The following is a 26,069-nucleotide window of genomic DNA, read 5'->3' as shown; positions in this document are numbered from 1 at the left end:
TCTCAGGTACGTTCGAAGAAGTAAAAATTACACGAATGTGTACTGCTCTGCGAACTTCACTGTGAAAGGACTACCGAGCGATGACCAACCCCAACCAGTTCGGCGAGAACGGCAACAACAACAACGATTCCTCTAACCAGGGTTTTGGTGGCGGCTTCGGCAGCGGCTTTGGCGCTGATTACACCCCGAACAACTCGACCCCGAATAACGCGGGCGAGGACTCCTCCACACCAGAGAACGGCACGAACAGCGGTGCTTCCCAGCAAGGCTTCGGCGAGGGATTTGGTGGAGGTTACGGCAGCGATAACGCTTCCACCGGTTGGGGTAACCCGGGCGCGCCGTCCAACTCGGGCTTTGATTGGGGTGGCCAGGCGGGCTACGGCGATTACTCCGAGCCGCACACTGAACCGGCGCAATCTGCTGAATCAACTGCCTCCACTGAGTCTTCGTCTTCGTACTCTGCGTCCACCCAGGATTCTGCTTCGTCTGAGGCTGGCTCTGCTGTACCGGCCTCTGAATCCTATGGCTCCTCATCCCATGGCTCCTCCCAGGACTCCGCCTCAGGCTTTGGCGCTGACAACACCAGCTTTAGCAGCTCCGCTGATCAGGGCAATGGTTTTGGCCAGCAGCAGTCGGAAAGCTTCGGTGCGCAGGCTTCCCAGAATTCTCAGTCCGCAGAGTACTCCCAGCCTGAGCAGAATTATCAGAACTCTGGCTTCGGCGGCTACTCCCAGCAGAACCAGGGATTTGGTGCTCAGAACGCGGGCTTCGGCCAACAGGACCAAGGCTTCGGTCAGCAGGAGCAGGGCTTCGGTCAGCAGGAGCAGGGATTTGCCCCACAAAACCAGGGCTTCGGCGATCAGAACTCGCCCTTCGGTGCTCCTGCGATGCAGCAGTACCCGCAGCAGAACAACCAAGGCCAGGGCACTGCCTCCAAGGGCTCTGGATTCTTCAAGGCGCTATTTGACTTCTCTTTCAGCGAATTCGTCACGTTGAAGTTTTCGTCCTTCATTTACATGCTACTGGTCGGTGTGTCTGGTGTCGCCTGGGTCGGCGCGATTTTGCTCTCCCTGGTTTCCTTTGCCGATAGTTTCTTTATAGGACTCATGTCCCTCCTAGGCGCAGTGCTCATCGGAGGAATTGCCTTCCTGTTCTACATCATCCAGTTCCGACTGATTCTGGAGTTCTTCGTGGCTAATATCCGCACTGCACAGAACACCGGCACGCTGGTCGAGCAGGCCGATGCCAACAGGGACGCGATGAATAACGACTAAGGTTCCTCAGCCCGTCAGCACGTAAGAATCCCGCAACCTCCTTGACGAGGTTGCGGGATTGTTCTGATCTATGCAGCAGGTTAGTCCAGGAGCGTGGCTACGGATTCAGGGTCGGCGTCGGACAGCATTTGGCGGATGCGGTCATACTCTTCGTTCTCGCCGATGGCCTTCGCAGCGTGGCCCAAAGCGGCGATGGCGCGCAGCACGCCCTGATTGGGTTCATGGGAGTAGGGGACCGGGCCCCAGCCTTTCCAGCCGTTGCCGCGCAGGCGGTCGAGGCTGCGGTGGTAGCCGGTGCGGGCATATGCGTAGGCGGTGATGAAGGCGGTGGGTTCAGCGCCGTCGTGCTGAACCAGTTCCTGCTCAGCGAGCAGTGCCCACAGCAGCGGCGAATCGGGGTGAGCGACGATTCCTGCGGTGAGATCAGAGGTACTCTCAGCGCCCGGATCGGCGGGCAGCTTGATGGGCTTGGGTGCGAGCATGTCTTTCATTTCCATGCCGCCCCACTTTAGCCATGTGGCGCCACGGTCACCAGAGGGGCGAAGCTGGAAGGGTTCGCCCAAAACTAGAGGGTTCGCCCGAAACTAGGGCTTGGTCCAGAAATCGGCGACGTTGAGCCCAAAGGAGTACAGCGCTCGGCGCAGCACCGGGAGCGAAAGCCCGATGACGCTGGAAGGATCGCCCTCAATGCGGTCGATGAACCAGCCGCCGAGGGCCTCCAACGTAAAAGCCCCGGCGCATTCGAGCGGCTCGCCAGACTGGGCATAGGCTTCGATATCGGCGTCGGAGGCTTGAGCAAAATGTACCGTCGTGCGCGAGGCCTCGACGAAGCGTTTGTCGCCGTAGAGCACGCAGTGGCCGGTGATGAGCTCAGCGGTGCGGCCGGCCTGCGCATGCCAGCGCTCAACGGTGGCCTCAGGGGTATGAGGTTTGCCCTGGAGGGAGCCGTCGAGAAGCAGCATGGAATCCCCACCCACCACGACGTCCTCGGGATAGCCGGGGGCGATGGCCTCGGCCTTAGCCGTGGCAAGGGCACACACGATGTCCTCGGGGCCTTCTCCAGCGAGGCGCTCTTCAATGGTGCGTTCATCCACGTGGGCCGGGGCAATGATGGGTTCGACGCCAGCGCCGCGAAGGATGGACGCCCGGGAAGGCGATTGGGATGCTAGGACGATGCGCATGGCGGCTAGTAGTAGCGGACGTTGCGGAAGGCCGTCGGGTTGAACACATTTCCCGGCTGGCCCCACAGGTTACGCTCAGAGTGGATATCCGCAGCCTTGGCGCGTGCCTCGGAGTCGAGCTGGCTGAGCACCGTGGACAGTGCCGCGACCTCGGCGTCAGTAGGGTTGCCGCGCAGGACGGTAAAAAGGGAATCGGACATGGATACCTTTACAAAACGATGTTGCCGTGCTTCTTCGGCAGGGTTGGGACAATTTTGCGGTCCAGCAGGCGAAGTCCTTCGATGAGGGAACCACGCGTGGCTGCTGGAGTAATAACGGAGTCGACGAGGCCGCGCTCAGCTGCCTGGTAGGGGGTCAGGTAGTCGGCTGCATCTTCCTCGCTGAGCTCCAGCTCAGCGGCCAGCGCAGGGCCGTCGGCCACGGCAATCTCTGCTGTTGGCCACGCATACGAAAGGTCTGCGCCAAGGTCCTTGGAACCGAAAGCGATGTAACCCGTGCCGTGAGCGCGGCGCACGATGACGCTGATCTTGCCCACGTCGGCAGCTGAGTACGCATGGACGAGCTTGGCCAGGGCGGCCTTCTCCACCTCGAGGGCCGGGGAATCGACGAACTCGATGATGGGGGTGTTGAAAGCATCGCACAGGCGGATAAAACGCGCGGCCTTGGCGGCGGCAGCAGCATCGACCGTGTCACGGTTAGCAATGATGCCCACCGTACGTCCCTCAATGCGGCCGAAACCAGTGAAGATGCCACGCACCTGGGAGGTGAGTTCATAGACATCCTCACAGGTGGCAGTGACAACATCAGCTAGGTCAATGGTGCCATCGTCGGCCACAAGGGTATCGAGTGCGCGGTCGGCCTCGTTAATGTTGGCCTCGACCGAACCGGAGACGATGGTGGCCTCAGTACGGGGAGCAGCTGCGCGGTTATTCGAAGGCAGGTAGGAGAGCACGCGCTTGACGACGTTCACCTCGTGCTCACCTTCAGCCTGGAGATCGCCGTCGGGAGCAATGACGATATCGGAGAGCGCTGCGATGAGTGAGGCATCCTTCGTGTCCGCGTAGACCGCAGTGACCTGCGGGATGAGGCCGGATGCCGTGGTGGCACGAGCAAGAATTCGCGCCTGCATGGCTGAGGACACAATGCCTTCCTGAGCGCGCGGCTTATCGCTAGCGACGAGCGCGACGATAGGCACGCCGGTTTTAATTGCCAGGTCATAGAGCTTGGTGACCTTTTCGCCGTAAACCTCGCCCATGGTGCCGTCGAAAAGCGAGGCGTCCTGGGCGTAGGCGCAGACCTTGCGCCCATCGACGGTGCCGAAACCAGTGACGACACCATCGGTGTAAGGGCGGATGTGCTCACGGCCGAAGTCGGTGGAGCGGTGGCGTGCCAGCGCGTCAGTCTCCACGAAGGAGCCGGCATCAAAGAGTGCCTCGATGGCGCTGCGGGCAGCGGGAACCTCTCCCTGCGGCGCGCGGGACTCGGTAAGCTTCGCGTCCAAGTCCTCGATCTTGCCAGCGGTCGTCTTCAAGTCAGTCATGGGACACTAGTGTAATACAGCGCAGCCGTGCGCTTTAAGGCGTGCCGTTTACAGTGGAATGTTGCCATGCTTGCGAGACGGGCGTGGCACAGTCTTATCCGCGAAGAAGCGCAGATTCTTGGCGATGGTGCTGCGGGTTTCGGAGGGGAGAATGACGGCGTCGAGAAGCCCACGCTCTGCAGCCTTATAGGGGTTGAGCATGTGATCCTCGTACTCGCGCTCGAAGGACTTGGTGAGCTCAGCCACGTCGAGGCCTTTCTCGTGGGCGGCCTTGATCTCCTTGCGGTAGATAAAGCCGACGGCACCTGCCGCGCCCATGACCGCGATCTGGGCGGTGGGCCAGGCCAGGTTGACGTCTGCTCCCAATCCCTTGGAACCCATCACGCAGTAGGCGCCGCCATAAGCTTTGCGCAGGGTGACGGTGATTTTAGGGACAGTGGCCTCGGCATAGGCGTAGAGCAGCTTAGCGCCGCGACGCAGGATGCCATCGTGTTCCTGATCAGCACCGGGAAGGAAACCAGGGACGTCAACCAACATGACGATGGGGATATTAAAAGCATCACAAGTGCGCACGAAACGGGCAGCCTTCTCTGAAGAATCGATATCCAGACAACCGGCGAAGACCTGCGGCTGATTGGCCACGAAACCTACAGTGTGGCCCTCGATGCGGCCAAAAGCAGTGACCACGTTATCGGCACGCTCGGCTTGAATTTCCAAGTAGTCGCCGTCATCCGTGAGCGCCTCGATGACCTCCTTGACGTCATAGGGCTGGTTCGGGGAATCTGGGATGATGTCATCCAGCCTGAGGTCATCGACGGTTTCTTCGCCGAGCTCATCATAGGGCTCCGCTGGGGTTAGCTGCCGGTTGTTGGAGGGCAGATAGGTCAGCAGATCATGGACCCAGTCCAAGGCTTCTTCATCGGTGGCCGCGGTGTAGTGCGAGGTGCCGGATTTGTGCATGTGGACGCCGGCGCCGCCGAGTTCTTCCTGGCTGACTTCTTCGCCGGTGACGGTCTTAATGACGTCCGGGCCAGTGACGAACATCTTAGACTTTTTGTCCACCATCACTACGAAGTCAGTAAGAGCAGGGGAGTAGGCATTGCCACCGGCACAGGCGCCCATGATGACGGAGATTTGGGGGACGACGCCGGAGGCCTTGACGTTCTGGTAAAAGGTCTTGGCAATCCAGTCCAGGGACACGGCGCCATCTTGAATGCGAGCACCAGCCCCCTCGTACAGGCCGATGAGGGGGCGGCCGGTGGTGATGGAGAGCTCCATGATTTTGATCATTTTCTCGCCGTAGACTTCGCCGAGAGCACCGCCGAAGACGGTTCCATCCTGGGAGAAGATGCAGACTTCGCGGCCGTCGATAGTTCCCCAGCCGGTGACGATGCCATCGGTCAGCGGGCGCTTCTTTCCCATGCCGAAGTCCATAGTGCGGTGAACGGCGAGCATGTCGGTCTCCACGAAAGAACCTTCATCGAGGAGGTAGTCCAAGCGCTCCCGGGCAGTGAGGCGGCCTTGTGCGTGGACCTTCTCGTGAGCTTTTTCGCCCATGGGTTGGGCCGCTGCTTCACGACGCCTCTTGAATTCAGCGATCTTGCCTGCGGTGGTGTCGGCGCTGAGGGAATCCAGCTCTGACAAATGTGAGGAAATAGTCATGTTCGGCAGTGTAGAAAAGTTTTGGGTAGGAACGTATAGTGGCGCGCGGGTGATTTGCCTCACAATTCTCGTTTATGCAGGTTATGGCGGTGCGAAAGATGAGGTTTTCCTCGCGAATGGCGTGTTGCGTTCATTGTGTCAGTGTAATGAGTGTGGTTTGGGGGAGGGTGACGGGTGTTGGTGGAAAGGGGAAAGCCTCGACCTAGGAGGTAGGCCGAGGCTTCTGGTTGTGTATTTCTCGTGGGGCTACGCAAGCCAGCCGAAGCTATGAAGGAAGAGTTCTGCCTCGGCGAGGTCACCCTCGCGGGGGAAGTCTCCCGCGAGCGCTGCGTAGGTTTCTTCGATATCGGTGCGGGTTGCAGGGATTAGGTCGTGCTTGAGTAGATCCTCGGCAATCATTGCCGGGAGGGGGGTGGCGGCAATGGTGTCAAGGCCGGTGCCGGTGGCACCCTTGAATGTGTTGGTGATGGCTGAAATAAATCCAGTTAAGGCATTCATGTGTACTCACCTCTCTCTTATTTGCGTTGTAATGATGCGCCTCTCCACATCATGGGGATGCACCCACTATATCGCTGAAGGGGCTAGAATGCTACATTTGGTTCACGTGTAGTTAACTTTTAGTTCATCTTACTTGGGTGTGACATGCATAACGAAAGGGCGACCGCGCCTCCTGCAGAGTGGGGAGGAGCGGCCGCCCTTGGCGGTGAGCGTCGGTAGGGGGGGTTAGTGTCCACCCTTGAGGCCCGGGAAGAGTTCAAGGCCAAAGTAGTGGTGGATGGAGTCCTTGGCAATCCATGTAATGGCCACGAGGATGAAGAGGGCAAGGACCGCGTAGACGGTCCAGCCTAGAAGCTTCATCTGAGGAGATGCTTCGGTGTCATCGATGACGACACCTTCGGTGTTACGAATCGGATCGCCGGTCATGCAGCGCATGCCCAACGCAAACAGGAGCGGGATACCTGCGCCAAATGCCAGAGCCAGAGCGGCAACGCGAATGATGGCGGTGAGAATTTCTAGTGCGGTCATGATCGGGATCCTTAGCTGTCCTTGAGGGTGGAACTGTCATCGACGACATCGTTGACGGCGTTGGCGTCGCCAGGAGAGTTTCCAACCGCGGCGCCAGCGGCGACCTTTTCGCGCGGGGACATCGAGGAATCGACGGACTCGGCCTCGGCATCCCAATCATCGTTGACGTTCTTGGCGTCGACCGGGTTGCGGCGTGCGCGCATGAGGATAAGGGCGACCATGCCGAGGAGGAGGACGAGGTCAACAATGGCACCGACCATTGTGGTGGAAACGGTGGAGACGCCTTCAGCAATCCACCAGGTGGCGAATCCAACGAACGCTGCACACGGCAGAGTGATGAGCCATGCGGCAGCCATGCGCATGGCCACACCCCAGCGAACCTGTGCGCCCTTGCGTCCCAAGCCGGTACCCAGAATAGAGCCTGTGGACACGTGGGTTGTCGACAGTGCCATGCCGCCGGTGGCGGAGGTCAAAATGATGGCAGCAGACGTTGCCTCGGCGGCCATGCCCTGCGGGGATTCGATCTCAACGAGGCCCTTGCCCAGGGTGCGGATGACGCGCCAACCGCCAGACATCGTGCCGGCTGCAATGGCTACGGCACAGGCGATGATAACCCACGTCGGAATGCGTGCATCAGAGTTGGCCTCACCGGCAGCGACGAGGGCGAGGAAGATAACGCCCATGGTTTTCTGGGCATCGCCGGTACCGTGCGCCAGGGAAACCAAGCAGGCGGTGACGATCTGGCCGTGGCGGAAGTGTTCGTTCTTAACTTTTTCGGGGATGGTATTCGTTACCCAGTAGACCAGTGCGGTGCCGCAGGCCGAAACCATGGCGGCAATGAAGGGGGAGGCAACAGCTGGGATAATGATCTTGCCGACAATGGAAGACCATGCCACACCGCCCGTGCCGAGGGCTGCGAAGGCGGCGCCGATGAGTCCGCCGAACAGAGCGTGGGAGGACGAAGAAGGCATTCCCAGCAGCCAGGTGAAGAGGTTCCAGGAAATGCCGCCAATGAGGCCGGTGAAGACAACCATGAGGAGGGCGTCGCCATCGGCAGGGACAGACATATCGTAGGAATCGAGATTCACAATTCCCTTGGCCACCGTCGCAGCAACGTTCACGGACAGGAACGCGCCGACGAGGTTAAGGACTGCGGAAATGGCTACTGCTGTAAATGGCTTAAGGGCACCGGTGGCGATGGATGTGGCCATGGCGTTGGCGGTGTCATGAAAACCATTGGTGAAGTCAAAGGCCAAGGCGGTAATCACCACGATGGCGAGAATGATGAGTGTCGCTGACACGTGCGGGAGCCCTTTCAGGACTAGGGGACCAATCTACAAAAAGGCCAGCGTGTGGTGCACTCGTTGCAGAAGGTGGTGCCTCGAAATGCATGCTAACCGGGGAAAACACTAGTCCTAACGAGGTGGTGGGCCAACTATGATGGTTATAGGCCCCTACCTGCGAAAACACAAATTATGTTTGATTAATTGGTCATAAAGCTATATAAAATTTTGAAAGTTTACGCATCCGTACATGTAGAGTTTACTGTTCATTTACCGAACGTGGGTGAGCGGGTTAGACCTCCACAGGAAGCCACGCATAACCAAAAGGTCCCAGATCCACGGGTCCCAGATCCACAGTGTGCTCGGTGAAGTTATGCAGACACAGTAACTCGCCGCGCTGGAAACCCAACACACCAGCATGGCCCGTTTCCACCGCCTCGAAAGGCGCGGTGCCGAGTTCTGGATGTGCCTTGCGCTGCTGAATGAGACCGCGCAGGCGGTGGAGGAGAGAGGCGTCGTCGGCAAGCTGCTCTTCCGCCGAAATCCCCACGCCACCGACGATGGGACGGCGAGTGTGCGCGGCTGTACTGAAACCAGCGCCCTCGCCCGGCTCCCACTGCATGGGTGTGCGTACTGCATCTCGGTCGGGCAGTTCGGGGGCATCGTTCATGCCGATCTCATCGCCGTAGTAGAGGAACGGTGCGCCCGGCAGCGTCATGAGCAGTGAGTAGAACAGCTCAATCTTGTGGTAATCGTTGCCTAGCAAAGGAGCTAGGCGCCGAGCGATGCCCACGTGGGCGCGCATCTGATCATCCGGCAGGTAGTGCTCATACATGATGGCGCGCTGATCTTCACTGACCATCTCCAGTGTCAGCTCGTCATGGTTGCGCAGGAAGGTGCCCCATTGACAGCCCTGTGGCAGCTCGGGGAGTTCATCCATGATGTCGTACACCGGGGTGGCGTCGCCAAGCGCTAGCGCCTGGTACAACCGCGGCATCACCGGGAAGTTGAACACCATGTGGAAGCGATTGCCCGACCCATAAAACTCCATGGTTTCTTCCGGCGGCTGGTTGGCTTCCGCGATCATGATGGCCTCGGGATAGTTCTCATCGAGGAAGGCGCGGACCTTTTCGACAAACTCGACTGTTTCAGGGAGGGACTCGCCGCCCAACCCATCGCGTTCATAGAGGTAGGCGATGGCATCGAGGCGGAAGCCATCCACCCCCTTGTCCAACCAGAAGGAGAGGATTTTGAAGATTTCCTCGTGCACCTTCGGGTTGTCATAGTTGAGATCCGGCTGGTGCGAGTAGAAGCGGTGGAAATAATACTGCTTGCGCTCCGGATCCCACGCCCAGTTGGAGGTCTCCGTATCAGTGAAAATGATGCGAATTTCCGGGTACCGCAGCGGATCATCGCCCCACACGTAATAGTCGCCGTAGGGGCCATCCGGATCTGTGCGGGAGGCCTGGAACCACGGGTGATCGCTCGATGTGTGGTTGAAGGCCAAGTCCGTCATGAGACGCATGCCACGCGCGTGGAGCTGGTCGACGAGCTCGTCGAAGTCATCCATCGTTCCATAATCCGGGTGGATGGAGTAGTAATCAGCAATGTCATAGCCGTCGTCCCGCAGCGGCGAGGCGTAGAACGGCGAGAGCCACAGGCAATCGACGCCCAACCACTTGAGGTAATCAAGCTTCTCAATGACGCCGCGCAGGGTGCCGACGCCTTCGCCGCGGGTATCTTTGTAGGAGCCCACAAGGGCTTGGTAGAAGATGGCGTTATGGTGCCAGCTCATCGGAGATCCTTTTGTTTAGCCCGCCATAGGAGGTACTCCGCCAGCACGAGTGCGCCGGCAAGGAACCCCGGCCAGAGGGCGGGGGAGGGCTGGAAAAGATTGAGAACTGCCTGCACAAGCGCGAGGAAGGCGAAGAAACCGATGAATCCTAGCGCGGTGTCCCAGAGCAGTGCACGGCGCATTAGGCCTTGACACCTCCGGCGGTCAGGCCAGCGACGATGCGGTGCTGGAAAATGAGCACCATGATGATGAGCGGAATCGTCACCAACGCGCCGGCCGCCATCGTGGCGGCATAGGGGTACTCGAAGGCCGAGGGGCCAGAGAAACGTGCGATGGCCACGGTGACGGGCTCTGTGCCGGTCGTTGACAGCTGCTTGGCCAACATGAACTCGTTCCACGTCGTGATGAATGCGATGATGGCGGTGGTGAACAGCGCCGGCGCGGCGAGGGGTAAGAGCACGAGGCGGAAGGCCTGGCTTCGTGAAGCCCCATCCACCCGCGCGGCTTCCTCCAATTCCCATGGCAGCTGGCGGAAGAAACTAAGGAGCGTATAGACCGTCAGCGGCAGCGCGAACGAGATATTCGGGATGATCATCGCGCGGTAGGTGCCAATCCAGTTGAGGTCACCGAACAACTGGAAGAGCGGGGTAACCAGAGCAATGGCGGGGAACATGGAAGCGGCCAGGATAATGCCTGTGACCACACCTTTTCCAGGAAAGTCATACCGCGCCAAGGCATAAGCGGTAAACACGCCAATGAGTACGGCCACCGCGGTGGTAGCTAGGGAGATGAGCAGGGAGTTGCCCAGCGCGTTGAGGAAGTCATTGCCTTTATCCGTTGCTAGCGCGTCACGGAAGTTATCTAGGGTGACATGTGTGGGCCACGGCGTGGTGTCGAAGGTGTGGGCCTTATCGCGCAGGGCGGTGACGACCATCCAGTAAAACGGTGCGAGGCCCCAAAACATGATGAAGAGGATGCCAAGGTAGTGGCCAAACTTTTTCATGGGGTTACTCCTTATCCTTCTTCTCGCGGGTAGCTCCTGAGATATCAGCGCCCAGGAAGCGCACGAGAATGAATGCCACGGCGAAAATCAAGAGGAAGATGAGCGTGGACAGTGCAGAAGCCGAGTTGAAGTGGCCCTGGCGCATATCCTCCACAACGAGCTGAGAAATCGTGGCGGTGGGGGAATTGGAGGACGCCGAAATCATGATGACAGGTAGGTCGTACATACGCAGGGCGTCGAGGGTACGGAAGAGAACCGCCACCATCAGTGCCGGCTTCACCAGTGGAAGGGTGATGGTAAAGAAGGTCTGGATACGGGAAGCGCCGTCGACACGGGCGGCATCATAGACATCCCGCGGAATCATTTGCAGGCCCGCCAGGATGAGGAGGGCCATAAACGGCGCAGTCTTCCACACATCCGCGATGATGACTGCGAGGCGTGCGTAGAAAGGGTCCGTTGTCCACGCAATGCGCTCACCAATGAGCGAGTTGACGATGCCATCCGGGGCAAACATGAACTGCCACAGCTTTGCCGTCACAGCGGTTGGAATGGCCCATGGGATGAGCACGGCCGCGCGAACGAGGCCGCGACCGCGGTACTCGCCGTTCATGACGAGCGCCATGAACATGCCGAGGACGGTCTCCAAGGCCACGGTGACCACGGTGAAGAAAAGCGTAATTTTCAGTGCCGGCCAGAAGTCTGTGGCAATAACACCATCCGGGCACGTCGTAGCCTGGCCGGTGGCGGACATGCATTTGTTTGAGATCCAATAAAGGTAGTTCTCGAGGCCCGCGAAGGAGCCTTCCTCAAACACGCCCGTGGTGGGGTTGAGACGCTTATTGCCCTGGAAGGACAACATGACAGCGCGCACGATGGGGTAGCCGATCACCACAGCCAACGCAATGAGCGCTGGTGCAATGAGCCCGGCTGCTTGCAGATACTGCTTGCGTGATTGCGCAGTACGCGGTGTACCAGCCATGCGATGCCTGCCTTTCTACGTTGTGAAGCTAATCGGGAACATAAGGGGACAGTTGTGAAAATCATAGCGGGTGACTCGGACATGATGTTCAAGGCCGCTGTGCACCCAGATCGCAGAAAGGGGCGCGGGCAAGTCTCAGCGGACTCACTCGCGCCCCACACTCGCGGGGAGGATTAACCCTGCGACGCTGCCTCGATGGCGGCCTTCATGTCCTTCGTAGCGTCATCGACGGATTTGCCGGCGGTCAGTGCGGCGTAGGCGTTATCCTGCACGGCCTTGGAAATAGCGGTGTAGAACGGGGAGACTGGGCGCGGCGCTGCATTCTCCAGGGACTCCTTCAGGGCTGGGAGGTACGGGAATTCCTCGACCAAGGAGTCGTCATCGTAGATGGACGCCAGCACCGGCGGGAAGGAAGCCTCGGCGAAGGACTTCTGGTTCTCCTCGTTGATGATGAACTTCATGAAGTCCAGGGCCGTGGCCTTGTGCTCGGAGTTGATGTTGATGCCGTTGTTGTAGCCACCCAGGGTGGAGACACCAACACCATCTTTGCCCACCAGCGGCTGGACCTCGAACTTGATGCCCTTTTCCTCAGCATTGGTGTACATGTACGGCCAGTTGATGGCGAAGGCCGTCTTGCCCTCGGTGAAGGCCAGGTTGGTCTCCTCTTCCGTTGCGGCGGTGGAGTCCTTGGAGATGGTGCCGTCCTCGTAGGCGTCAACAAGCGCCTGCAGGCCCTCCTTGGCCTCATCCGAATCGACGGTGACATTGCCCTGCTCATCCAGAATGGAGCCGCCCCAGCCCTCGATGAAGCCAGCGGTATTCACAGTCAGGCCCTCATACTGCTTAAGCTGCGTGGTCAGGCAGGAGGTGTTCTCCTTGAAGGCCTCACACGCGGAGGTGATGTCGGCGAACTTCTCCGGAGCCTTGTCAGCCAAGTCGGTGTTGCGGAAAAGCAGCTGGCCGTTGGTGTTCTGCGGCAGAGCGTAGAGGGTGCCGTTGTAGGTGGCGGAATCCACGGTGGGCTGCAGAAGGTCAGAGGTGTCAACCTCAAGGTCACCGGTCAGCGGGGCGAGCCACTGGTTGGCGGCAAAATCAGCGGTCCACACGACGTCGAGCGCCATGACATCGTAGTCAGAGTTTCCTGCCTGCAGGGACTGCACGAGGGTTTCGCGCTGCGCGTCTGCCTCGCCAGCGAGCTCCTTGAGTTCAACCTTCTCATCCGGGTGCTCGGCGTTCCATGCCTCAATGATGGGCGTGATCTTGTCAGTATCGTTCTTGCCCATGGCAAAGGTGATCGGGCCGCGGCCGTCACCGCCGTCCGTGGAGGCGGCCTCGGAGCCAGTGCTTGACGACGATCCCTCATCGCTCGACGAGCAGCCCGTCAAGGTCAGTGCAAGTGCTGCTGTGGTGACGACGACACCGCGACGGACAGTGCGCAGGGAGCTGTGGAGAAACGGCTTCTTCATAGAGTATTCACCTTTCGGAAAACTTCTGGTGACTTCAAAATAGGGGATCAGATCCACTCCGCAAGCGGTTTTGACATTTATTTGACTTTCCGCGGGGGTGAAAGCTACCCCCTGTTAGTTGTTAATGCGATCCCCAGTCTCGGGGTCAAAGCGGTGTGCCTCGCGCGGGTTGAAGCTGAGCACGACTTCTTCGCCGCGTGTCGGAACCTCCCCGCGGGCACGAGCGACGAAGCGCTGTTCGCCCACGGTGACATACACGAAGGACTCCGCTCCAAGCTCTTCGACGAAATCCACGACACCAGGGAAGCCCAGTGGGCCCTTGTTGATGAACATCTTCTCCGGGCGCACGCCGATCCGGCCGCCGTTGTAGTCAAAGATGTTCATGGCTGGCGAGCCGATAAAACCGGCGACGAACTCGTTAGCGGGAGCATCGTACAGTTCACGCGGCGGGGCTACCTGCTGGAGCACGCCGTCCTTGAGCACAGCGACGCGATCCCCCATGGTCATGGCCTCGACCTGATCGTGCGTTACGTAGACAGTCGTGGTGCCGAGACGCTGCTGGAGGCTGGCCAGTTCCGCACGGGTTTGGACGCGCAGCTTGGCATCCAGGTTGGAGAGCGGCTCGTCCATGAGGAAGACTTTGGGGTTGCGCACGATGGCTCGGCCCATGGCCACTCGCTGACGCTGGCCGCCAGAGAGATCCTTAGGCTTGCGCTTGAGGTATTCGGTCAGACCGAGGGTCTTTGCGGCTTCCTCCACTTTGGCTTTGATCTCTGCCTTAGGGCGCTTGGCCAGCTTGAGGGCGAAGCCCATGTTTTCCGCCACGGTGAGGTGCGGGTAGAGCGCGTAGTTTTGGAAGACCATCGCGATGTCACGCTCGCCCGGCTCGAGACCGGTGACATCCTTGTCATCGATGAGGATGCGGCCGCTGGAGACCGGTTCCAAACCGGCCAACGCGCGCAGCGTGGTGGATTTACCGCAGCCCGACGGGCCGACGAGGACCAGGAACTCGCCATCGGCGATCTCCAGGTTGAGATCCTTCACCGTGGGGTTCTCGGCACGCGGATAGGTGATGCCGACGTTCTCAAAAGTGACCTTTGCCATGCAGTAACCCTAACACTCGGCACAGACACCACGACGCAGGTTCGAGCTGTGAGGCAGCGAGTAGGATCAGGCAGCATGACAGCTTTAGATATGGACCGTATCCGCGAAGCCTTGGCGGAAGACTTCGCCGTCATCGAGTACACCGAGTCCACTGGCTCTACCAATACCGACCTCATGCAGGCAGACAAGGTGGCTGATGGCACGGTGCTGCTAGCTAATGAGCAGCTTGCCGGCAAAGGCCGCTTGGGCCGTCACTGGGTCAGCCCAGCCGGATCGCAGCTCATTTTCTCTGTACTTATTCTTCCGGATTCGCTCGACCACTTGGGCACCCTGCCGCTGGCAGCGGGCCTCGCTGTGACCGACTCCGTCGACGGTGCCGTCCTCAAATGGCCGAATGACGTGCACATCGACGGCAAGAAGCTGTGCGGCATCCTCGCTGAAGCCGGCCCAGTTGGCGAGGCCTTCAAGTCTGCCCCGAAGACTGAGGTCTCCAAGGCTGAAGTCTCCAGGGCCGAAGTGAACAAGGCGGAGCTCAACAAGGCTGAAATCAACAAGGCAGAGCTCAACAAGGCCGAGGTGGCACCCAAGACCCAAGCGGCTACCCCGCCGTCCGCGCGCGTTGTCGTGGGCATGGGCATTAACGTCACCCTGAGTCGCGAGGAGCTGCCCATCGAGGCTGCGACCTCCCTAGCGCTCGAGGGACGCGACACCGACCGCACGGAGCTCGCCATCACCGTGCTGAAGAACCTACATCGCCGCATCAGCCAGTGGGAGAAGCAGGACCCGCAGCTCATGGCGGACTATCGCACGGTGTGCTCGTCCATCGGCCAGGAGGTCCGGCTCGAGGCTCCAGCCGGTAACGTCACCGGCACCGTTGAAGGCGTGGCCGATGATGGCCGCATCAACGTGGGCGGCGACTACTACTCCGCCGGCGATGTCATCCACCTGCGGCCCGCTGCGCAGTAGCTTTGGTCGGGCGGGGCGTCGTCAAGCACGCGTCCTCTCCATGAGGCATTCGCTCAAAGGCATCTCTCAAAGGGCGTTTTCATCCCTGAAAACGCCCTTTGGAGACCCCACAAGGCGTTTTTAGAGGTAAAATGCCCTTTGACTGATGCCGTTTAGAAGATACCCTGTAGAAGATGCCCTGCGGAAGATGCCCCGCGGGAGACGCTAAGCAGGTGCCCTCTGCACCACCATGAACTGAGTGCCGCACAGTCGGCTTGCGTGAGCAGGTGGGTATCATGAGCCCCATGAACCTCATGGAGATGGGACGCGGCGAGGTGGTCCGCGCGGATATGACAGCGCCGTTCCGCACGCTGCTTTTCCCGTTTCTCGAGCTCATCGTGGTCACCGGCGTTGCATGGATTGCCATCGGCTGGTGCGACTATAACGGCATTGACTTGGCGCTTCGCAATGGTTTAGTAGCTATCTGGGCCCTGCTTGCTGCCTGGCGCTTTGTCCTCCCCTTGGTGAAAGCCCGCCGTAAGCGCTTCATCGTGACCAACCTGCGCGTCATCGCCCGCGACGGCAAGCGCGTAGATTCCATCCCTCTCACGGATATCCGTGGTGCCCGCCGTCGCCGCGGTGGGATTTCGCTGGCACTCCACGGATACGAGAAACCGATGTATTTCCCGTCCATCCCCAAAGCCAAGCGCGTCGAGGACATCCTCAATGAACAACCGGTGTGGGGTTAGTCCTTAATCTCCGTCGTGTGCAGCTGCTGGTCCAGGTCATCAGGGGCCAGGTTGGCGGAGCGGAACTCGTGAGTCAGTGGCAAGCGCAGATCGAGGTCCGTGCCGGGGCATAGCTCAATGGTGGCCTCATCCACCGTGTAGTCCAGCACGTGTCCACCGGAGGTGCGTGCAGCGTCGATAAAATGCACGTGACATCCGGGTACTGAAATTCCTTTTTCAAAGACCGGGGTGCGGAAACCACCGATGGTGCCTTCAACGTCGCTAAAGCGCAGCTCCTTATCGCCGCCCACTGCCTGCGCCATCGGCGGATAGGGCTTGGACTGCTTGACCACCGTGCGGGTAACCACGTTGCTGAAGCGGCCGGTGATACGCACCGCGTACATGTAGTTAGCTGAGGGCTCGAGCTCATCGATGAAGGCGGAAAGCTCTTCGCGCTTCAGTCCCTTGGGGGCGTCCACCTTAATGCGGGGGACGAAGTTCGTCGCAACGGCGAAGGGGGTTCCTTGGTCCAGGTCAGCGACCGTCGCGGTGCCGTCCCCGCGCAGTTGGTAGCAGACACCGTCGAGGATAATCATCTCACCATCCAGCGCATCGAAGGTACCGATGCCGAAATTACCCTTACCCAAGAGCTCGCCGATGGTCATCTCGCCATCGTAAATGCCGTCCAACAGGGCGGTCATGAGGGAGTTCTGGAAGATGGTATGCCGGACAATCATGGCCCCAAGGCTAGTATTGAAGGGGTGAGTGAACAACATAAGCCAACCGTTACTGTTTTTGGAGACGGCCAGCTTGCGCGCATGATGCAGCCGGCTGCCGCTGAGCTCGACATCCACTTGCGCCTCTTGGCGTCCGCGCCGGATAAGTCCGCCGCGCAGGTCATCCCGGACGTCGTCCTCGGTGATTACCACGACTATGAGGTGTTGACGAAGGCGGCCGAAGGCGCCGATGCTGTGACCTTTGAACACGAGCACGTGCCGACGGAGCATGTGCGCGCGCTTATCGACGCCTCCTACAACGTCCACCCTCAACCTTCCGCACTCCTCTACGCGCAAGACAAGCTGCTCATGCGCCAGAAGCTCTCCGAATTGGGCGCCCCAGTGCCGCGCTTTGCCGCCATCGAGTCGGTGGAGGATGCGCACGCTTTCGCCGAGCTGGTTGAAGGCCGCGTGTGCCTCAAGGCCCGCCGCGGTGGCTATGACGGCCACGGCGTGTGGTTCCCCTCTGCCGAGGAGCTGGAACCGCTGGTAGAAGAGCTTCTTGCTGCGGATACCCCGCTCATGGCGGAAGAGAAAGTTGATCTGACCCGCGAGCTGTCCGTACTTGTGGCTCGCCGCCCCTCCGGTGAGGTGAAGGCGTGGCCGGTGACGGAGTCTGTGCAGCGCGAGGGTATTTGTGCCGAGGCTTTTGCCCCAGCCCCGAACCTCTCGCCGGAGCTGACCGAGCGAGCTCTGCAGGTCGGTATCCAGGTGGCTACCGAGCTTGGTGTCACAGGTGTTTTGGCCGTTGAGCTCTTTGCTTTTGGTGCTAAGCAGGATGCGGGCGCCATTATCGCGTCTGCCTCCGGTGCCCCCGGCATGGTGGTGGAGGAGGATATCGCCGTTAACGAGCTGGCCATGCGCCCGCACAATACTGGCCACTGGACCCAGGATGGCTGCGTAACCTCGCAGTTTGAGCAGCACCTGCGCGCGGTTTTGGACTTGCCGCTGGGCTCTACCGAGCCGCTGGCTCCGATTACCGTCATGTCCAACGTGCTGGGAGCCGACGAAGACCCAGCCATGTCGATGCCCGAGCGTGTCCGCGCAGTCATGGAGCGCTACCCGGAGGCCAAGGTCCACCTGTACGGCAAGGACCACAAGGCTGGCCGCAAGATTGGTCACGTCAACGTCGTCGGCGAGGATATTGCTGATACCCGCCGCATTGCCGCTGATGCTGCCCATTTCCTCGTCCACGCGCAGTGGGCGGAGGATTCCAACGTTTAAAGGAGAGAAGTCATGGAACCGCTCGTTGGCCTGATCATGGGCTCTGATTCCGACTGGCCCACAGTTAAGCCCGCAGCTGAGGTGCTCGCTGAATTCGGCGTGCCCTTCGAAGTGGGCGTGGTGAGCGCTCACCGCACCCCGGAAAAGATGCTGGCCTACGCCAAGTCCGCGCACGAGCGCGGGCTGAAGGCCATCATCGCCTGCGCAGGCGGTGCCGCGCACCTGCCGGGCATGGTCGCTGCGGCCACGCCGCTGCCGGTCATCGGCATCCCGCGTGCGCTCAAGGACCTTGATGGCCTCGACTCCCTGCTCTCTATCGTGCAGATGCCGGGCGGCGTGCCGGTAGCTACCGTGTCGATTGGCGGTGCCAAGAATGCCGGCCTGCTTGCCGTGCGTATCTTGTCTGCTGGTGACCCAGCATTGGTGGACAAGATGCTTGCCTACCAGGAGAACATGGCCGCCGAGGTGGAGAAGAAGGACGCGAACCTGCGTTCTCAGCTTCTCGGAGAGTAATTAGCTGGGCAGCTCGGATTCACGATGAGGGTAGGAGGCCTGCGCGCCCGAGCCCGTCACGGCGAAGGCCCCGACCCGGGTGGCATAGCGCGCTGCCTCCACCAGCGAATCACCCTCCAACAGCCGGGCGCACAGCGCGCCGGCGAAGGCATCGCCCGCGCCCGTCGTATCCACGGGTGTGACCTGCGGGGAAGCAATCTCTGTGAGGTCATCGTCTGCCACCAGCGCGCCGCGCGCGCCGAGCGTTAACACGACTGACGTGAACCCGGCATCGCGCAAACGCTGCGCCAGATCCACGGGCGAGCCCTCAGCACTGAAACCGAGCTGCTCCAAGATGAGCCCTGCCTCATGTTCATTGGCCAGCAGGGGATCGGCACGCAGAAGCGCCTCGTTGTCCACTTCCACAACCGGCGCGAGGTTTACCACAACCCTGCCCGTGGCCAGCGCGATGGCCTGGGCAAAACCATCAGCGGGAATTTCGCCCTGCAGGAGAACCAGCTCCGCTGCGGCGATGGGGGAGGAGTGGGTGGCGATGAAGGGGGCGTCGACAAGCGCATTGGCTCCCGGCACCACAATGATGGTGTTCTCACCCTGCTCGTCCACAGTAATGACGGCCAGGCCGGTCACCTCGTCTGTGCGCGCAACATGCTCGAGGTTCACGCCGCTGGCCTCAAGGTAATGCATGGCAGGTGCTGCGTAGGCATCGCTGCCCACCGCGCCCACAAAGCTCACACGAGCGCCCAATAGCGCGGCCGCCACCGCCTGATTCGCGCCTTTGCCACCTGCAGTAATCTCGCCGCCGTGGCCTAGGAGTGTTTCGCCCGGCTTGGGATGCCGCGAGGTGTGGACCACGAGGTCAGCGTTGATGGACCCGACTACGCACATGTTCATGCTGACCAGTATGCACGCTAAGCTAGCAGCCATGCAGTTTCCGGTTCTGGTGTTGGGCGCGCGTGTAGTGGGTGACGAGCCAGGCTTGCTGCTACGCAGCCGCCTCAACCGCGCGGTGGTGGCGGCCCGCGTGATGCCGGATGAGCCTGTCATCGTATCCGGCTTCGGGGAAGCAGACGTGATGCGGAACTACCTCATCGCGCGCGGAGTTGCTGCTGGGCGAATCCTTGTGGAACCGATGGCGACCAGCACGAATGAAAATCTCGAACGCGCTCATGCGCTGTGCTCAGAGTATGCGTATTTTCGCGTCGTGACGAATGACTTCCACGTTCTGCGCACGCGTATCTGGGCCTGGCACCTGGGGATTCGCGTTCGTGTGCACGGAGTTCGCACTCCCAAGGAAGCGCGAGTGTGGAACTATCTGCGTGAAGTGGTGGCGACTCCGCACTCGCTGCTGCGGATTGTCTGGCGGCGCGTGGTGGGCCTAAAGACTACGCGCCGATAATGATCAGCAGAATCGCGATGAGCCAGATGACAAACCAGTGGCGCTTTTGCGGCTGGGTGGGGTTGGTCTTTTGCTGAATGGACTTGATGAAGTACCAGGCACCGGGTAGGCCAAATCCGATGCCCCAGAGCACTTCGGTTTCACCAATTGCGTTGAGACCAATGAGAACCGAGAAAGCACTCAGGGCGGCTTTGACGAAAGAAAATTGGTGAATTGAGCCCGCTGAGGCCGGGGCTGGGTCTGCTGCTGGGGCTGTGGCTGGGGTGTGGTCCGATACAGGAGCAGGTGTGTCGGCGCGCTGCGGCTCTTCGAAAGGCTCCGCATAGGACTCGGCGAAAGGATTAACCCCGCGGCCACGAGATACCTCGGCCGACTCCTCGAAGGGGTTTGAGTCAAAGGGATTCGACATGGGATTTACCCTAGGACACGGAGGAGGCAAACCCCGAATTAGAGTTTCGCCAGTGCTTTCGTAATGCCCTCTTTGAGCGTGGGCTGCGATTGTTTCCGGGGATGCGCGATGGCGCGCAGTCCCATGTACGCAATCTGGTCGGCGGCCCGGTTGAGCGGGTCGCCCGCATGGCCTAGTACGCGGCGAATCGTGACATCGCAGACGCCCTCAACATCTTTCCAGGCCTGCTGGAAGCGCGAGCGCGAACCTGAGGATAGCCCTCGCCACACGCCCCGCGAACGCACTGCTTTTGAGCCCTTTGTCCGAATTTGCTTCACCGCGTCGAGGGCGGCAACGGAGTCAGACTCGATGATGGCCTTGGTGGCGCCGACCTTGAGCAGGTATTTCAGCGCTAGGGTGAGGGATTCGAGCTCCAGCTCATCGGTGCTCGCAGAGGTTTCGCGGGTGCGCAGGCGGTAATCGCCGTTGCCTGCCACGAAGCACATCGAGCCTTTGAACACGGTGTCGGAGGATGCGTCCGTCGCGATGCGCACCGTGGCGCCGTCCGGCCACGAGGAGGCCGTGGAAAAATTCGGCCACCAGTGTGCCTTGGGGGTCTCCACCTTTATGACTTGCTTCTTGCGGGGAGCCTCGCCTTCCTTCTTGGCTCGGCGCGCGGTAATGCCTGCCTCTTTGCGTCGCACGGAGCTCGCGCTTCTCGACGCCCTATTCTCCTCCGCAAAGCTTCCCGTCACGCTATAGCCGCGCTCCTCGAGCGCGGAACGCAGAGCGGTTTGACGGCGTCCCGTGACGATCCACGTGCGGCCCTTGATGTTCTTCGTGGCCTTCTCAAACTCGCGAACGGCTACTTCAACGATGTCGCCCTGGCGAATGTTCCCCTTGCGCACGAAACGGGTGTCTTTGGTGTTGACGGCGATGACCCAGCCGTCGATAGTCCCGCCCTCCGCGGAATCCCAGCGTTCATCCCACAGGGCGATCGCCACGTGCACCGGCGCCGAGACCATGTCTTTGGTGATCTTGCGGGTGCCGTACGTCCGCGACTGGTTGCCCGTGAGGGCAGAGAGCTCGAGTGGTTCCATATCCCTATCAGTAAACCATTAGGAGCGGTCCACGACCCAAGCCACGGGCAGTTCCTCACCCACAGAAGCCACCCGCTTCAGCAGAACCGGCCGGGTAATCGTTAGCGTATAGCCCTCTGGGCCATAGGACACTTCAAGCCCTGTCTCCTCTGAGACCGCGACCGCGCGGGCACGGAGGAAGGCGTGGTCGGAGGGATCGACGAGGACGTCGTCAAGCGCAATGTGGCACCGCTCACCGTCGTTAAGCTCGGCAATGCGGGACGCCAGGAACCGTGCCGGTACCGTTTCGGAGCGGTGTGGGGTCTGCTCAAAAGGATTATCGCCGCGCGGGGCAGTGGTGAGGTGGCGCTCCGCCTCAGCGCGGGCACGCTGCAAAATAGGGGAAAGCGGTGCGTTGGACTCCAACTTATCGGCGATGAGCAGTGCTTCCTTCCACGCCATCGCATCGAGGGCACCCGTAAGAAGCGCGGCGAGCAACTCTGAGGCCGAGCGTGCTCCCGTGCCCTCGGGTATCGCGGCAAGGATGCGATTGCGCTGCTGATCAGAAAACGTCTGGCTCCACCAGGGCAGGAGGCCATAGGCCTTGAGAAGAGAGAACATGTCCGCGAGTTTACTGTGCGGCTGTAACGCTAGGCTCTGTGCTGTCACATACCCAGTGAGCCCATCAGTAATCTGGAGTTTTAGTGTCTGTCCTTTCTTTGCCCGGCTCGCGGAAACGGGAATTTTCTCGGCTCTTCCGCGAGCATTACCCGGCGGTGCTGGCCTACCTTCGCCGCCGCGTTCCACCAAGCCATGCCGAGGAGCTGGCTGCTGACGTCTTTGAGCGTGCCTGGTCCGGCTTCGATTCGGTCCGGGGCACGCCGTTGCCGTGGCTGTACGGCATCGCTCGCAACGTCATGCGGGAGTTTTACCGCACGCGCCGCGAGACGGAGAACCTCGACGACCATGAGCTGGAGTCCTATGCCGGCTACGACGCCGTCGACTTAAGCCTCGATATCAGTGAGGCCTTCGTGCGCTTGTCCTATGCCGAGCAGGAAATACTGACCCTCCACGCCTGGGAGGGGCTCGACCACCCGGAAATCGCTGAAATCTTGGGCATTTCCCGCACCAACGTCCGCGTGCGTCTACACCGCGCTCGTACTCATCTATCCGAACTCACAGGAGAATCCGATGTCTAACTCTCTCGACCGGCTCCGTGCGGCGAACCCCGTACCGGACGCCACGTTTTCCGACGATTCCCTCAAGCACTCCGAAGCCACTCTCGCCCGCATCACCAAGGGGCGCCCGACGTGGACCTATGCTGCGGCCGGTGTCGCGGTCCTAGCGCTGGTGGGCGGTGCGATTCCGCTGCTTAATAACTCGCAACCGGTGGCCTCCGCCGCGGAGATCCTGACCCAGGCCGGTGAGGCGGCTGGCGCTCAGCCTGATGCCCTGGACAAAGGCGTCACGGCGAAGGACTACATGAAGCGCGTGGATACGCTCGGTGATGCCACCGCCGTGACCGAATACTCGGTGGATGCCGGAGGGGCCGTGGAAGTTTCCTGGCAGGGAGAGGTCCCCGGCTTTGACCCGCAGCCCTCGGTCAACCCGGACGACCTTGTCATCGCGACTGACCGCGCGGGGCTGGAAAAGCTGGCTGATACCTTCCCCAACCGTGCGCTCGGTGCGCTGGAGCTCCTGCTCCAACCCGGTCTGACCAGCGATCAGCAGAAGATCACCTACGAGATCCTGGCGGATACTGACGGCAACGACGTCGGCAGCGTCGAGGGTGAGGGGGAGGACGAGCTGGTCACCGTGATTCGTGATTCCGACCATGTCAGCTTCTCTGTCCTCCCAGCCACCGGCCAGCTCGTGCGCGTTGTTGGCCTTGTGGGCCCAGACGTGGAAACCACCGTTGACGCCACCGCCATTCTGGATTGCGTCTCCGTCACCGGCCTCGAAGGCCCAGAGCGCATCTCGCTAGCGTGCGCCGACAACAACTACTTGGTCAACCAGCTGAAGTGGTCAAACTGGGGTGCAGAAACCGCGGAGGCGGATGGTGTGGCCATCGAGAATGACTGTGACCCGAACTGCGCGGAGGGAACGTTTAAGGAGGAGAGGGTGAAGGTGGTCGTCGATAAGCGCGAGGCGTGCGGCTACCACGCTGAGGTCTACTCCCGTGTCCGAGTGCAGTACGAGGATGGGCGCGAAGAGGAGCAGGCCATCGGCTGCGCGCCTTAGGTGAGCTGGCGCAGGGCGAACTGGCCATACATCTCGCCCAATTCCTCGGCGGTGAGATCACCGTCGGGGGAGAACCATTGGGCTACGCCGATGCCCATATCGATGAGTGCCCAGCAGGCGATTTTGAGGCTTTCGGCATGGAAATCGCCCTCGTTGACCACGGCCATCCAGCGTGCCACATAGTCGCGGCGTAGCTGGAGAACCACCGACTTATGGGGCTCTTCGAGGTTAGTGAGCTCGTTGTTGACCACGCGGACGCGCCGGGCATGGGTGGCGTGGTAGACAACGTGCGCTTTCATCGTGGCGACGAGCTTCTCGCGCGGTTCTTTCAGTCCTGCCAGCCCGGCAGCGTTGGCGCGGAGGAGATCCTCCATGGCGGTGATGGTGACCTCGGCGAGAAGCTCCTGCTTTGAGGAAAAGTGGTTATAAAGGCTGGAGGCGCGCATGCCGACGGCCTTGGCGATGTCCTCCATGCCGGTGGCGTGGTAGCCGCGTTGGTCGAAGAGGTCGAGCGCGGCGGCGGCGATCTGGTCGCGGCGTTTCTGGTTGGCCACGGTGGCGTCCTCCTTGTCAAAGCTAATGGTGATTAGTGTACAGGGCGGCTGCTTGACAGGTGGCGAGAGTCAGGTCACAATTGAGGCTAATAGTCATTCGTATTACCTGGAGAAGTAACCATGTCCCACAACCTCTTCGAGCGCACCACTGACTTCCTCGGCGTCTTCGACAACCTATCCTCGTCCGACGCTGAAGGCTGGAAGAGGGCTGCTCAGTTCCGCGAGTACTCCGACCCGGTGATTAACAAGCACTGGCAAGCTTCCGAGTACCCGCTGGACCTGGTCTCACGCTTGGGTTCTCTGGACGTGATGACGGATGGGCTTGCCGTGCCGGGCCACAAGAAGATGTCCACCCTCGAGGCAGGATTGACGCTCATGGAAATTACCCGCGCGGATGCCTCGATGGGAACGGTCATCGCAGTTCAGGCAGGGTTGGCCATGCGCTCGATTGCGATGCTGGGCTCGGAGGAGCAGAAATCTGAGTATTTGCCGCAGATGGCCTCGTGCTCGCTGCTCGGTGCTTTTGGCCTCACCGAACCGGACCACGGCTCGGACTCCATCGCGCTCGAAACCACCGCGGTTCGTGATGGCGACGAGTGGGTCCTCAACGGCGAGAAGAAGTGGATTGGCAACGGTGCATCCGGCGGCATCACCATCATTTACGCCCGCATGGAAGACGGCAACGTCAGCGGCTTCATCGTTCCACAGGAGACTCCCGGCTACTCCGCCACCGTGATTGAGGGCAAGCTTTCCCTTCGCGCCATCCACCAGGCACACATCACGCTAAAGGATTGCCGCATCCCCGCCGCCAACCAGCTTCCAGGTTGTCGCAGCTTCAAGGATGTTTCTCGCGTGCTCACCGCTACCCGCATCGGTGTGTCCTGGATGGCGCTCGGCTCCGCCGTCGCCTGCTACGAGATTGCCCGCTCCTACGTACTCGAACGCGTCCAATTCGGCCGCGAGCTGGCCAAGGCCCAGATTATCCAGCAGCGCCTTGCCAACATGGTCCTTGACCTCAGCCAGATGATGCTCACCTGCCGCGAGGTTTCCCAGCGCGAAGATGCTGGCACCTTGGCCCCTGAGCAGGCCTCGGCGGCGAAGCTTCACAACACGCGTGCCGCGCGACGCATCGCCGCCGACGCCCGCGACATGCTCGGAGGAGTCGGCATCCTGCTGGAGAACGATATCGCCCGCCACTTCGCGGACATCGAAGCCATGCATACCTACGAAGGCACCGATACCGTGCAATCCCTCATCATGGGCAAGAAGATTACGGGCTTCTCGGCCTATAAGTAGCCAGCCGGCCGGGGATGTGGAAAGGCTCGCTTGGTGGCCCCTCTAGTTTGGTCCCTTTGCTTGGTAAAGGGACCATTTGGCTGAGTATCTATGGTCGTAGATGGTCCCTTTTCGGAGTTAAGGGACCAAACTAAAGAGACCACCGAAGAGGGACCTTATAGCCTGCTAGGCCAACAGCGATTCGTTATGTTGATACGAACAACCAGTTATCCACAGGTTTTGGAGGAGGTTCTGGATGGACGGAGGCTGCTCGTCTAACAGTTGAGATATGGCAGATTTAGCTCAACTCATTTACCTTCGAACTCTTCCCCAGCATGAGCTGACGTGGCAGAAGATTGCCACAGTAGCCATTCTGGTCCATCTCCTTATGTGGCGGGTTAGGTACCCACACACACAAACCATCAGACACTCTAAAATGAGCTGGACCGAATTCCTAGATCACTCCAACCCCAAGTGGGGCTCTGTCAGTACAAGGCCAGGTAGTGATCGAAAGATTACCGTCTACAAGTCCCCAACCAGAGGACAGCTCCCATCAACTACCCATACGACGAAAACCGGAGGACACGTCGCCCTTTCAAGTCTGTGCTCTCCGGTCGTCGCAGTCCGGGAACCGTTC

Annotated in this window: 29 protein-coding genes; 9 read left to right on the top strand and 20 right to left on the bottom strand. The window is 60.4% G+C overall.

All coding sequences use genetic code 11. The features are described 5' to 3' along the window. Window positions 1-80 precede the first annotated feature (80 nt). Entirely contained in the window at window positions 81-1,274 is a 1,194-nt protein-coding gene (locus tag HMPREF3149_RS09870) for a DUF4282 domain-containing protein (RefSeq protein ID WP_083280843.1), read from the top strand. 80 nt (window positions 1,275-1,354) lie between these two features. On the opposite strand, the gene HMPREF3149_RS09865 is transcribed toward HMPREF3149_RS09870, so the two are convergent. The 14 genes from HMPREF3149_RS09865 to HMPREF3149_RS09800 form a co-directional block, all read right to left on the bottom strand. Further along, window positions 1,355-1,771: a DUF3151 domain-containing protein gene (locus HMPREF3149_RS09865; protein WP_070537824.1), complete on the bottom strand. Its 417-nt coding sequence runs from the start codon at window positions 1,769-1,771 to the stop codon at window positions 1,355-1,357. 87 nt (window positions 1,772-1,858) lie between these two features. Then, window positions 1,859-2,455 carry a Maf family protein gene (locus HMPREF3149_RS09860; RefSeq protein WP_070537822.1) on the bottom strand — a complete coding sequence of 199 codons (597 nt, stop codon included), beginning with the start codon at window positions 2,453-2,455 and terminating at the stop codon, window positions 1,859-1,861. A 5-nt stretch (window positions 2,456-2,460) separates the two neighbouring features. After that, window positions 2,461-2,655, bottom strand: coding sequence for an acyl-CoA carboxylase subunit epsilon (locus tag HMPREF3149_RS09855; protein WP_042529565.1), 195 nt, complete (start codon window positions 2,653-2,655; stop codon window positions 2,461-2,463). A gap of 8 nt (window positions 2,656-2,663) precedes the next feature. After that, window positions 2,664-3,995, bottom strand: coding sequence for a carboxyl transferase domain-containing protein (locus HMPREF3149_RS09850; protein WP_070537820.1), 1,332 nt, complete (start codon window positions 3,993-3,995; stop codon window positions 2,664-2,666). Window positions 3,996-4,043: 48 nt separating this feature from the next. Next, window positions 4,044-5,657 (bottom strand): acyl-CoA carboxylase subunit beta, encoded by a 1,614-nt coding sequence (locus HMPREF3149_RS09845; RefSeq protein WP_070537818.1) that lies wholly within the window; start codon window positions 5,655-5,657, stop codon window positions 4,044-4,046. Between the two features lie 246 nt (window positions 5,658-5,903). Next, window positions 5,904-6,155 (bottom strand): hypothetical protein, encoded by a 252-nt coding sequence (locus HMPREF3149_RS09840; protein WP_070537816.1) that lies wholly within the window; start codon window positions 6,153-6,155, stop codon window positions 5,904-5,906. Between the two features lie 225 nt (window positions 6,156-6,380). Then, entirely contained in the window at window positions 6,381-6,683 is a 303-nt protein-coding gene (locus HMPREF3149_RS09835) for a hypothetical protein (protein ID WP_042529573.1), read from the bottom strand. A gap of 11 nt (window positions 6,684-6,694) precedes the next feature. Further along, window positions 6,695-7,984, bottom strand: coding sequence for an inorganic phosphate transporter (locus HMPREF3149_RS09830; protein WP_070537814.1), 1,290 nt, complete (start codon window positions 7,982-7,984; stop codon window positions 6,695-6,697). Between the two features lie 274 nt (window positions 7,985-8,258). After that, window positions 8,259-9,761, bottom strand: coding sequence for a maltose alpha-D-glucosyltransferase (treS, locus tag HMPREF3149_RS09825; protein WP_070537812.1), 1,503 nt, complete (start codon window positions 9,759-9,761; stop codon window positions 8,259-8,261). Then, on the bottom strand, window positions 9,758-9,943 hold the full coding sequence (locus HMPREF3149_RS09820) for a hypothetical protein (RefSeq protein ID WP_042529578.1): 186 nt from the start codon (window positions 9,941-9,943) through the stop codon (window positions 9,758-9,760). The genes treS and HMPREF3149_RS09820 overlap by 4 nt, the downstream gene beginning before the upstream one ends. After that, window positions 9,943-10,764 carry a carbohydrate ABC transporter permease gene (locus HMPREF3149_RS09815; protein WP_042529580.1) on the bottom strand — a complete coding sequence of 274 codons (822 nt, stop codon included), beginning with the start codon at window positions 10,762-10,764 and terminating at the stop codon, window positions 9,943-9,945. Before HMPREF3149_RS09815 ends, HMPREF3149_RS09820 begins: the two co-directional genes overlap by 1 nt. 4 nt (window positions 10,765-10,768) lie before the next feature. Beyond that, window positions 10,769-11,743: a carbohydrate ABC transporter permease gene (locus tag HMPREF3149_RS09810; protein WP_042529582.1), complete on the bottom strand. Its 975-nt coding sequence runs from the start codon at window positions 11,741-11,743 to the stop codon at window positions 10,769-10,771. Between the two features lie 173 nt (window positions 11,744-11,916). Beyond that, entirely contained in the window at window positions 11,917-13,209 is a 1,293-nt protein-coding gene (locus tag HMPREF3149_RS09805) for an ABC transporter substrate-binding protein (RefSeq protein ID WP_042529584.1), read from the bottom strand. A gap of 114 nt (window positions 13,210-13,323) precedes the next feature. Continuing rightward, on the bottom strand, window positions 13,324-14,313 hold the full coding sequence (locus HMPREF3149_RS09800; protein WP_042529586.1) for an ABC transporter ATP-binding protein: 990 nt from the start codon (window positions 14,311-14,313) through the stop codon (window positions 13,324-13,326). A 75-nt stretch (window positions 14,314-14,388) separates the two neighbouring features. Here HMPREF3149_RS09800 and HMPREF3149_RS09795 point away from each other — a divergent pair, with 75 nt between their 5' ends. Further along, on the top strand, window positions 14,389-15,279 hold the full coding sequence (locus HMPREF3149_RS09795; protein ID WP_070537810.1) for a biotin--[acetyl-CoA-carboxylase] ligase: 891 nt from the start codon (window positions 14,389-14,391) through the stop codon (window positions 15,277-15,279). A 284-nt stretch (window positions 15,280-15,563) separates the two neighbouring features. Further along, on the top strand, window positions 15,564-16,007 hold the full coding sequence (locus HMPREF3149_RS09790; RefSeq protein WP_042533062.1) for a hypothetical protein: 444 nt from the start codon (window positions 15,564-15,566) through the stop codon (window positions 16,005-16,007). Here the strand turns inward: HMPREF3149_RS09790 and budA are convergent. After that, complete coding sequence (gene budA, locus HMPREF3149_RS09785) at window positions 16,004-16,723, bottom strand: acetolactate decarboxylase (RefSeq protein WP_070537808.1); 720 nt, start codon at window positions 16,721-16,723, stop codon at window positions 16,004-16,006. The genes HMPREF3149_RS09790 and budA overlap by 4 nt on opposite strands. Between budA and HMPREF3149_RS09780 the strand changes: the two genes are divergently transcribed. Both HMPREF3149_RS09780 and purE read left to right on the top strand, forming a co-directional pair. After that, the gene (locus HMPREF3149_RS09780) at window positions 16,709-17,986 is read left to right on the top strand and encodes a 5-(carboxyamino)imidazole ribonucleotide synthase (protein ID WP_070537805.1); all 1,278 of its coding nucleotides are present in this window, start codon (window positions 16,709-16,711) and stop codon (window positions 17,984-17,986) included. The genes budA and HMPREF3149_RS09780 overlap by 15 nt on opposite strands. A 12-nt stretch (window positions 17,987-17,998) precedes the next feature. After that, a complete protein-coding gene (purE, locus tag HMPREF3149_RS09775) occupies window positions 17,999-18,499 on the top strand; it encodes a 5-(carboxyamino)imidazole ribonucleotide mutase (protein WP_070537803.1) in 501 nt (166 codons plus the stop codon). Here the strand turns inward: purE and HMPREF3149_RS09770 are convergent, their stop codons facing one another. Continuing rightward, window positions 18,500-19,390, bottom strand: coding sequence for a ribokinase (locus HMPREF3149_RS09770; RefSeq protein ID WP_070537801.1), 891 nt, complete (start codon window positions 19,388-19,390; stop codon window positions 18,500-18,502). A gap of 31 nt (window positions 19,391-19,421) precedes the next feature. Here HMPREF3149_RS09770 and HMPREF3149_RS09765 point away from each other — a divergent pair, with 31 nt between their 5' ends. Then, window positions 19,422-19,895: a YdcF family protein gene (locus tag HMPREF3149_RS09765; RefSeq protein ID WP_070537878.1), complete on the top strand. Its 474-nt coding sequence runs from the start codon at window positions 19,422-19,424 to the stop codon at window positions 19,893-19,895. Here the strand turns inward: HMPREF3149_RS09765 and HMPREF3149_RS09760 are convergent. Genes HMPREF3149_RS09760 through HMPREF3149_RS09750 form a run of 3 tightly spaced genes read right to left on the bottom strand, consistent with a single transcriptional unit; the run spans window position 19,882 to window position 21,983 of the window. Next, window positions 19,882-20,304 (bottom strand): hypothetical protein, encoded by a 423-nt coding sequence (locus HMPREF3149_RS09760; RefSeq protein ID WP_070537799.1) that lies wholly within the window; start codon window positions 20,302-20,304, stop codon window positions 19,882-19,884. The genes HMPREF3149_RS09765 and HMPREF3149_RS09760 overlap by 14 nt on opposite strands. Before the next feature lie 38 nt (window positions 20,305-20,342). Next, window positions 20,343-21,383, bottom strand: a complete 1,041-nt coding sequence (locus HMPREF3149_RS09755; protein WP_070537797.1) for a ribonuclease HI — start codon at window positions 21,381-21,383, stop codon at window positions 20,343-20,345. Between the two features lie 18 nt (window positions 21,384-21,401). Beyond that, window positions 21,402-21,983 carry a hypothetical protein gene (locus HMPREF3149_RS09750; RefSeq protein WP_070537795.1) on the bottom strand — a complete coding sequence of 194 codons (582 nt, stop codon included), beginning with the start codon at window positions 21,981-21,983 and terminating at the stop codon, window positions 21,402-21,404. A gap of 83 nt (window positions 21,984-22,066) precedes the next feature. Between HMPREF3149_RS09750 and HMPREF3149_RS09745 the strand changes: the two genes are divergently transcribed. Together HMPREF3149_RS09745 and HMPREF3149_RS09740 are read left to right on the top strand one after the other, a co-directional pair. Beyond that, window positions 22,067-22,561: an RNA polymerase sigma factor gene (locus HMPREF3149_RS09745; RefSeq protein WP_070537793.1), complete on the top strand. Its 495-nt coding sequence runs from the start codon at window positions 22,067-22,069 to the stop codon at window positions 22,559-22,561. Next, on the top strand, window positions 22,554-23,603 hold the full coding sequence (locus HMPREF3149_RS09740) for a hypothetical protein (RefSeq protein WP_070537792.1): 1,050 nt from the start codon (window positions 22,554-22,556) through the stop codon (window positions 23,601-23,603). Before HMPREF3149_RS09745 ends, HMPREF3149_RS09740 begins: the two co-directional genes overlap by 8 nt. On the opposite strand, the gene HMPREF3149_RS09735 is transcribed toward HMPREF3149_RS09740, so the two are convergent. Continuing rightward, entirely contained in the window at window positions 23,600-24,157 is a 558-nt protein-coding gene (locus tag HMPREF3149_RS09735) for a TetR/AcrR family transcriptional regulator (protein WP_042529608.1), read from the bottom strand. The two genes, HMPREF3149_RS09740 and HMPREF3149_RS09735, sit on opposite strands and share 4 nt — an antisense overlap. A 120-nt stretch (window positions 24,158-24,277) precedes the next feature. Between HMPREF3149_RS09735 and HMPREF3149_RS09730 the strand changes: the two genes are divergently transcribed. Continuing rightward, a complete protein-coding gene (locus HMPREF3149_RS09730; RefSeq protein WP_070537791.1) occupies window positions 24,278-25,453 on the top strand; it encodes an acyl-CoA dehydrogenase family protein in 1,176 nt (391 codons plus the stop codon). The last annotated feature ends 616 nt before the right edge of the window (window positions 25,454-26,069 follow it).

It is taken from the genome of Corynebacterium sp. HMSC05E07, from assembly GCF_001807225.1.
GTDB lineage: Bacteria > Actinomycetota > Actinomycetes > Mycobacteriales > Mycobacteriaceae > Corynebacterium > Corynebacterium singulare.
The sequence above is the reverse complement of the archived record's forward strand: the minus strand, read 5'-3'. Positions and strand labels throughout refer to the sequence as shown.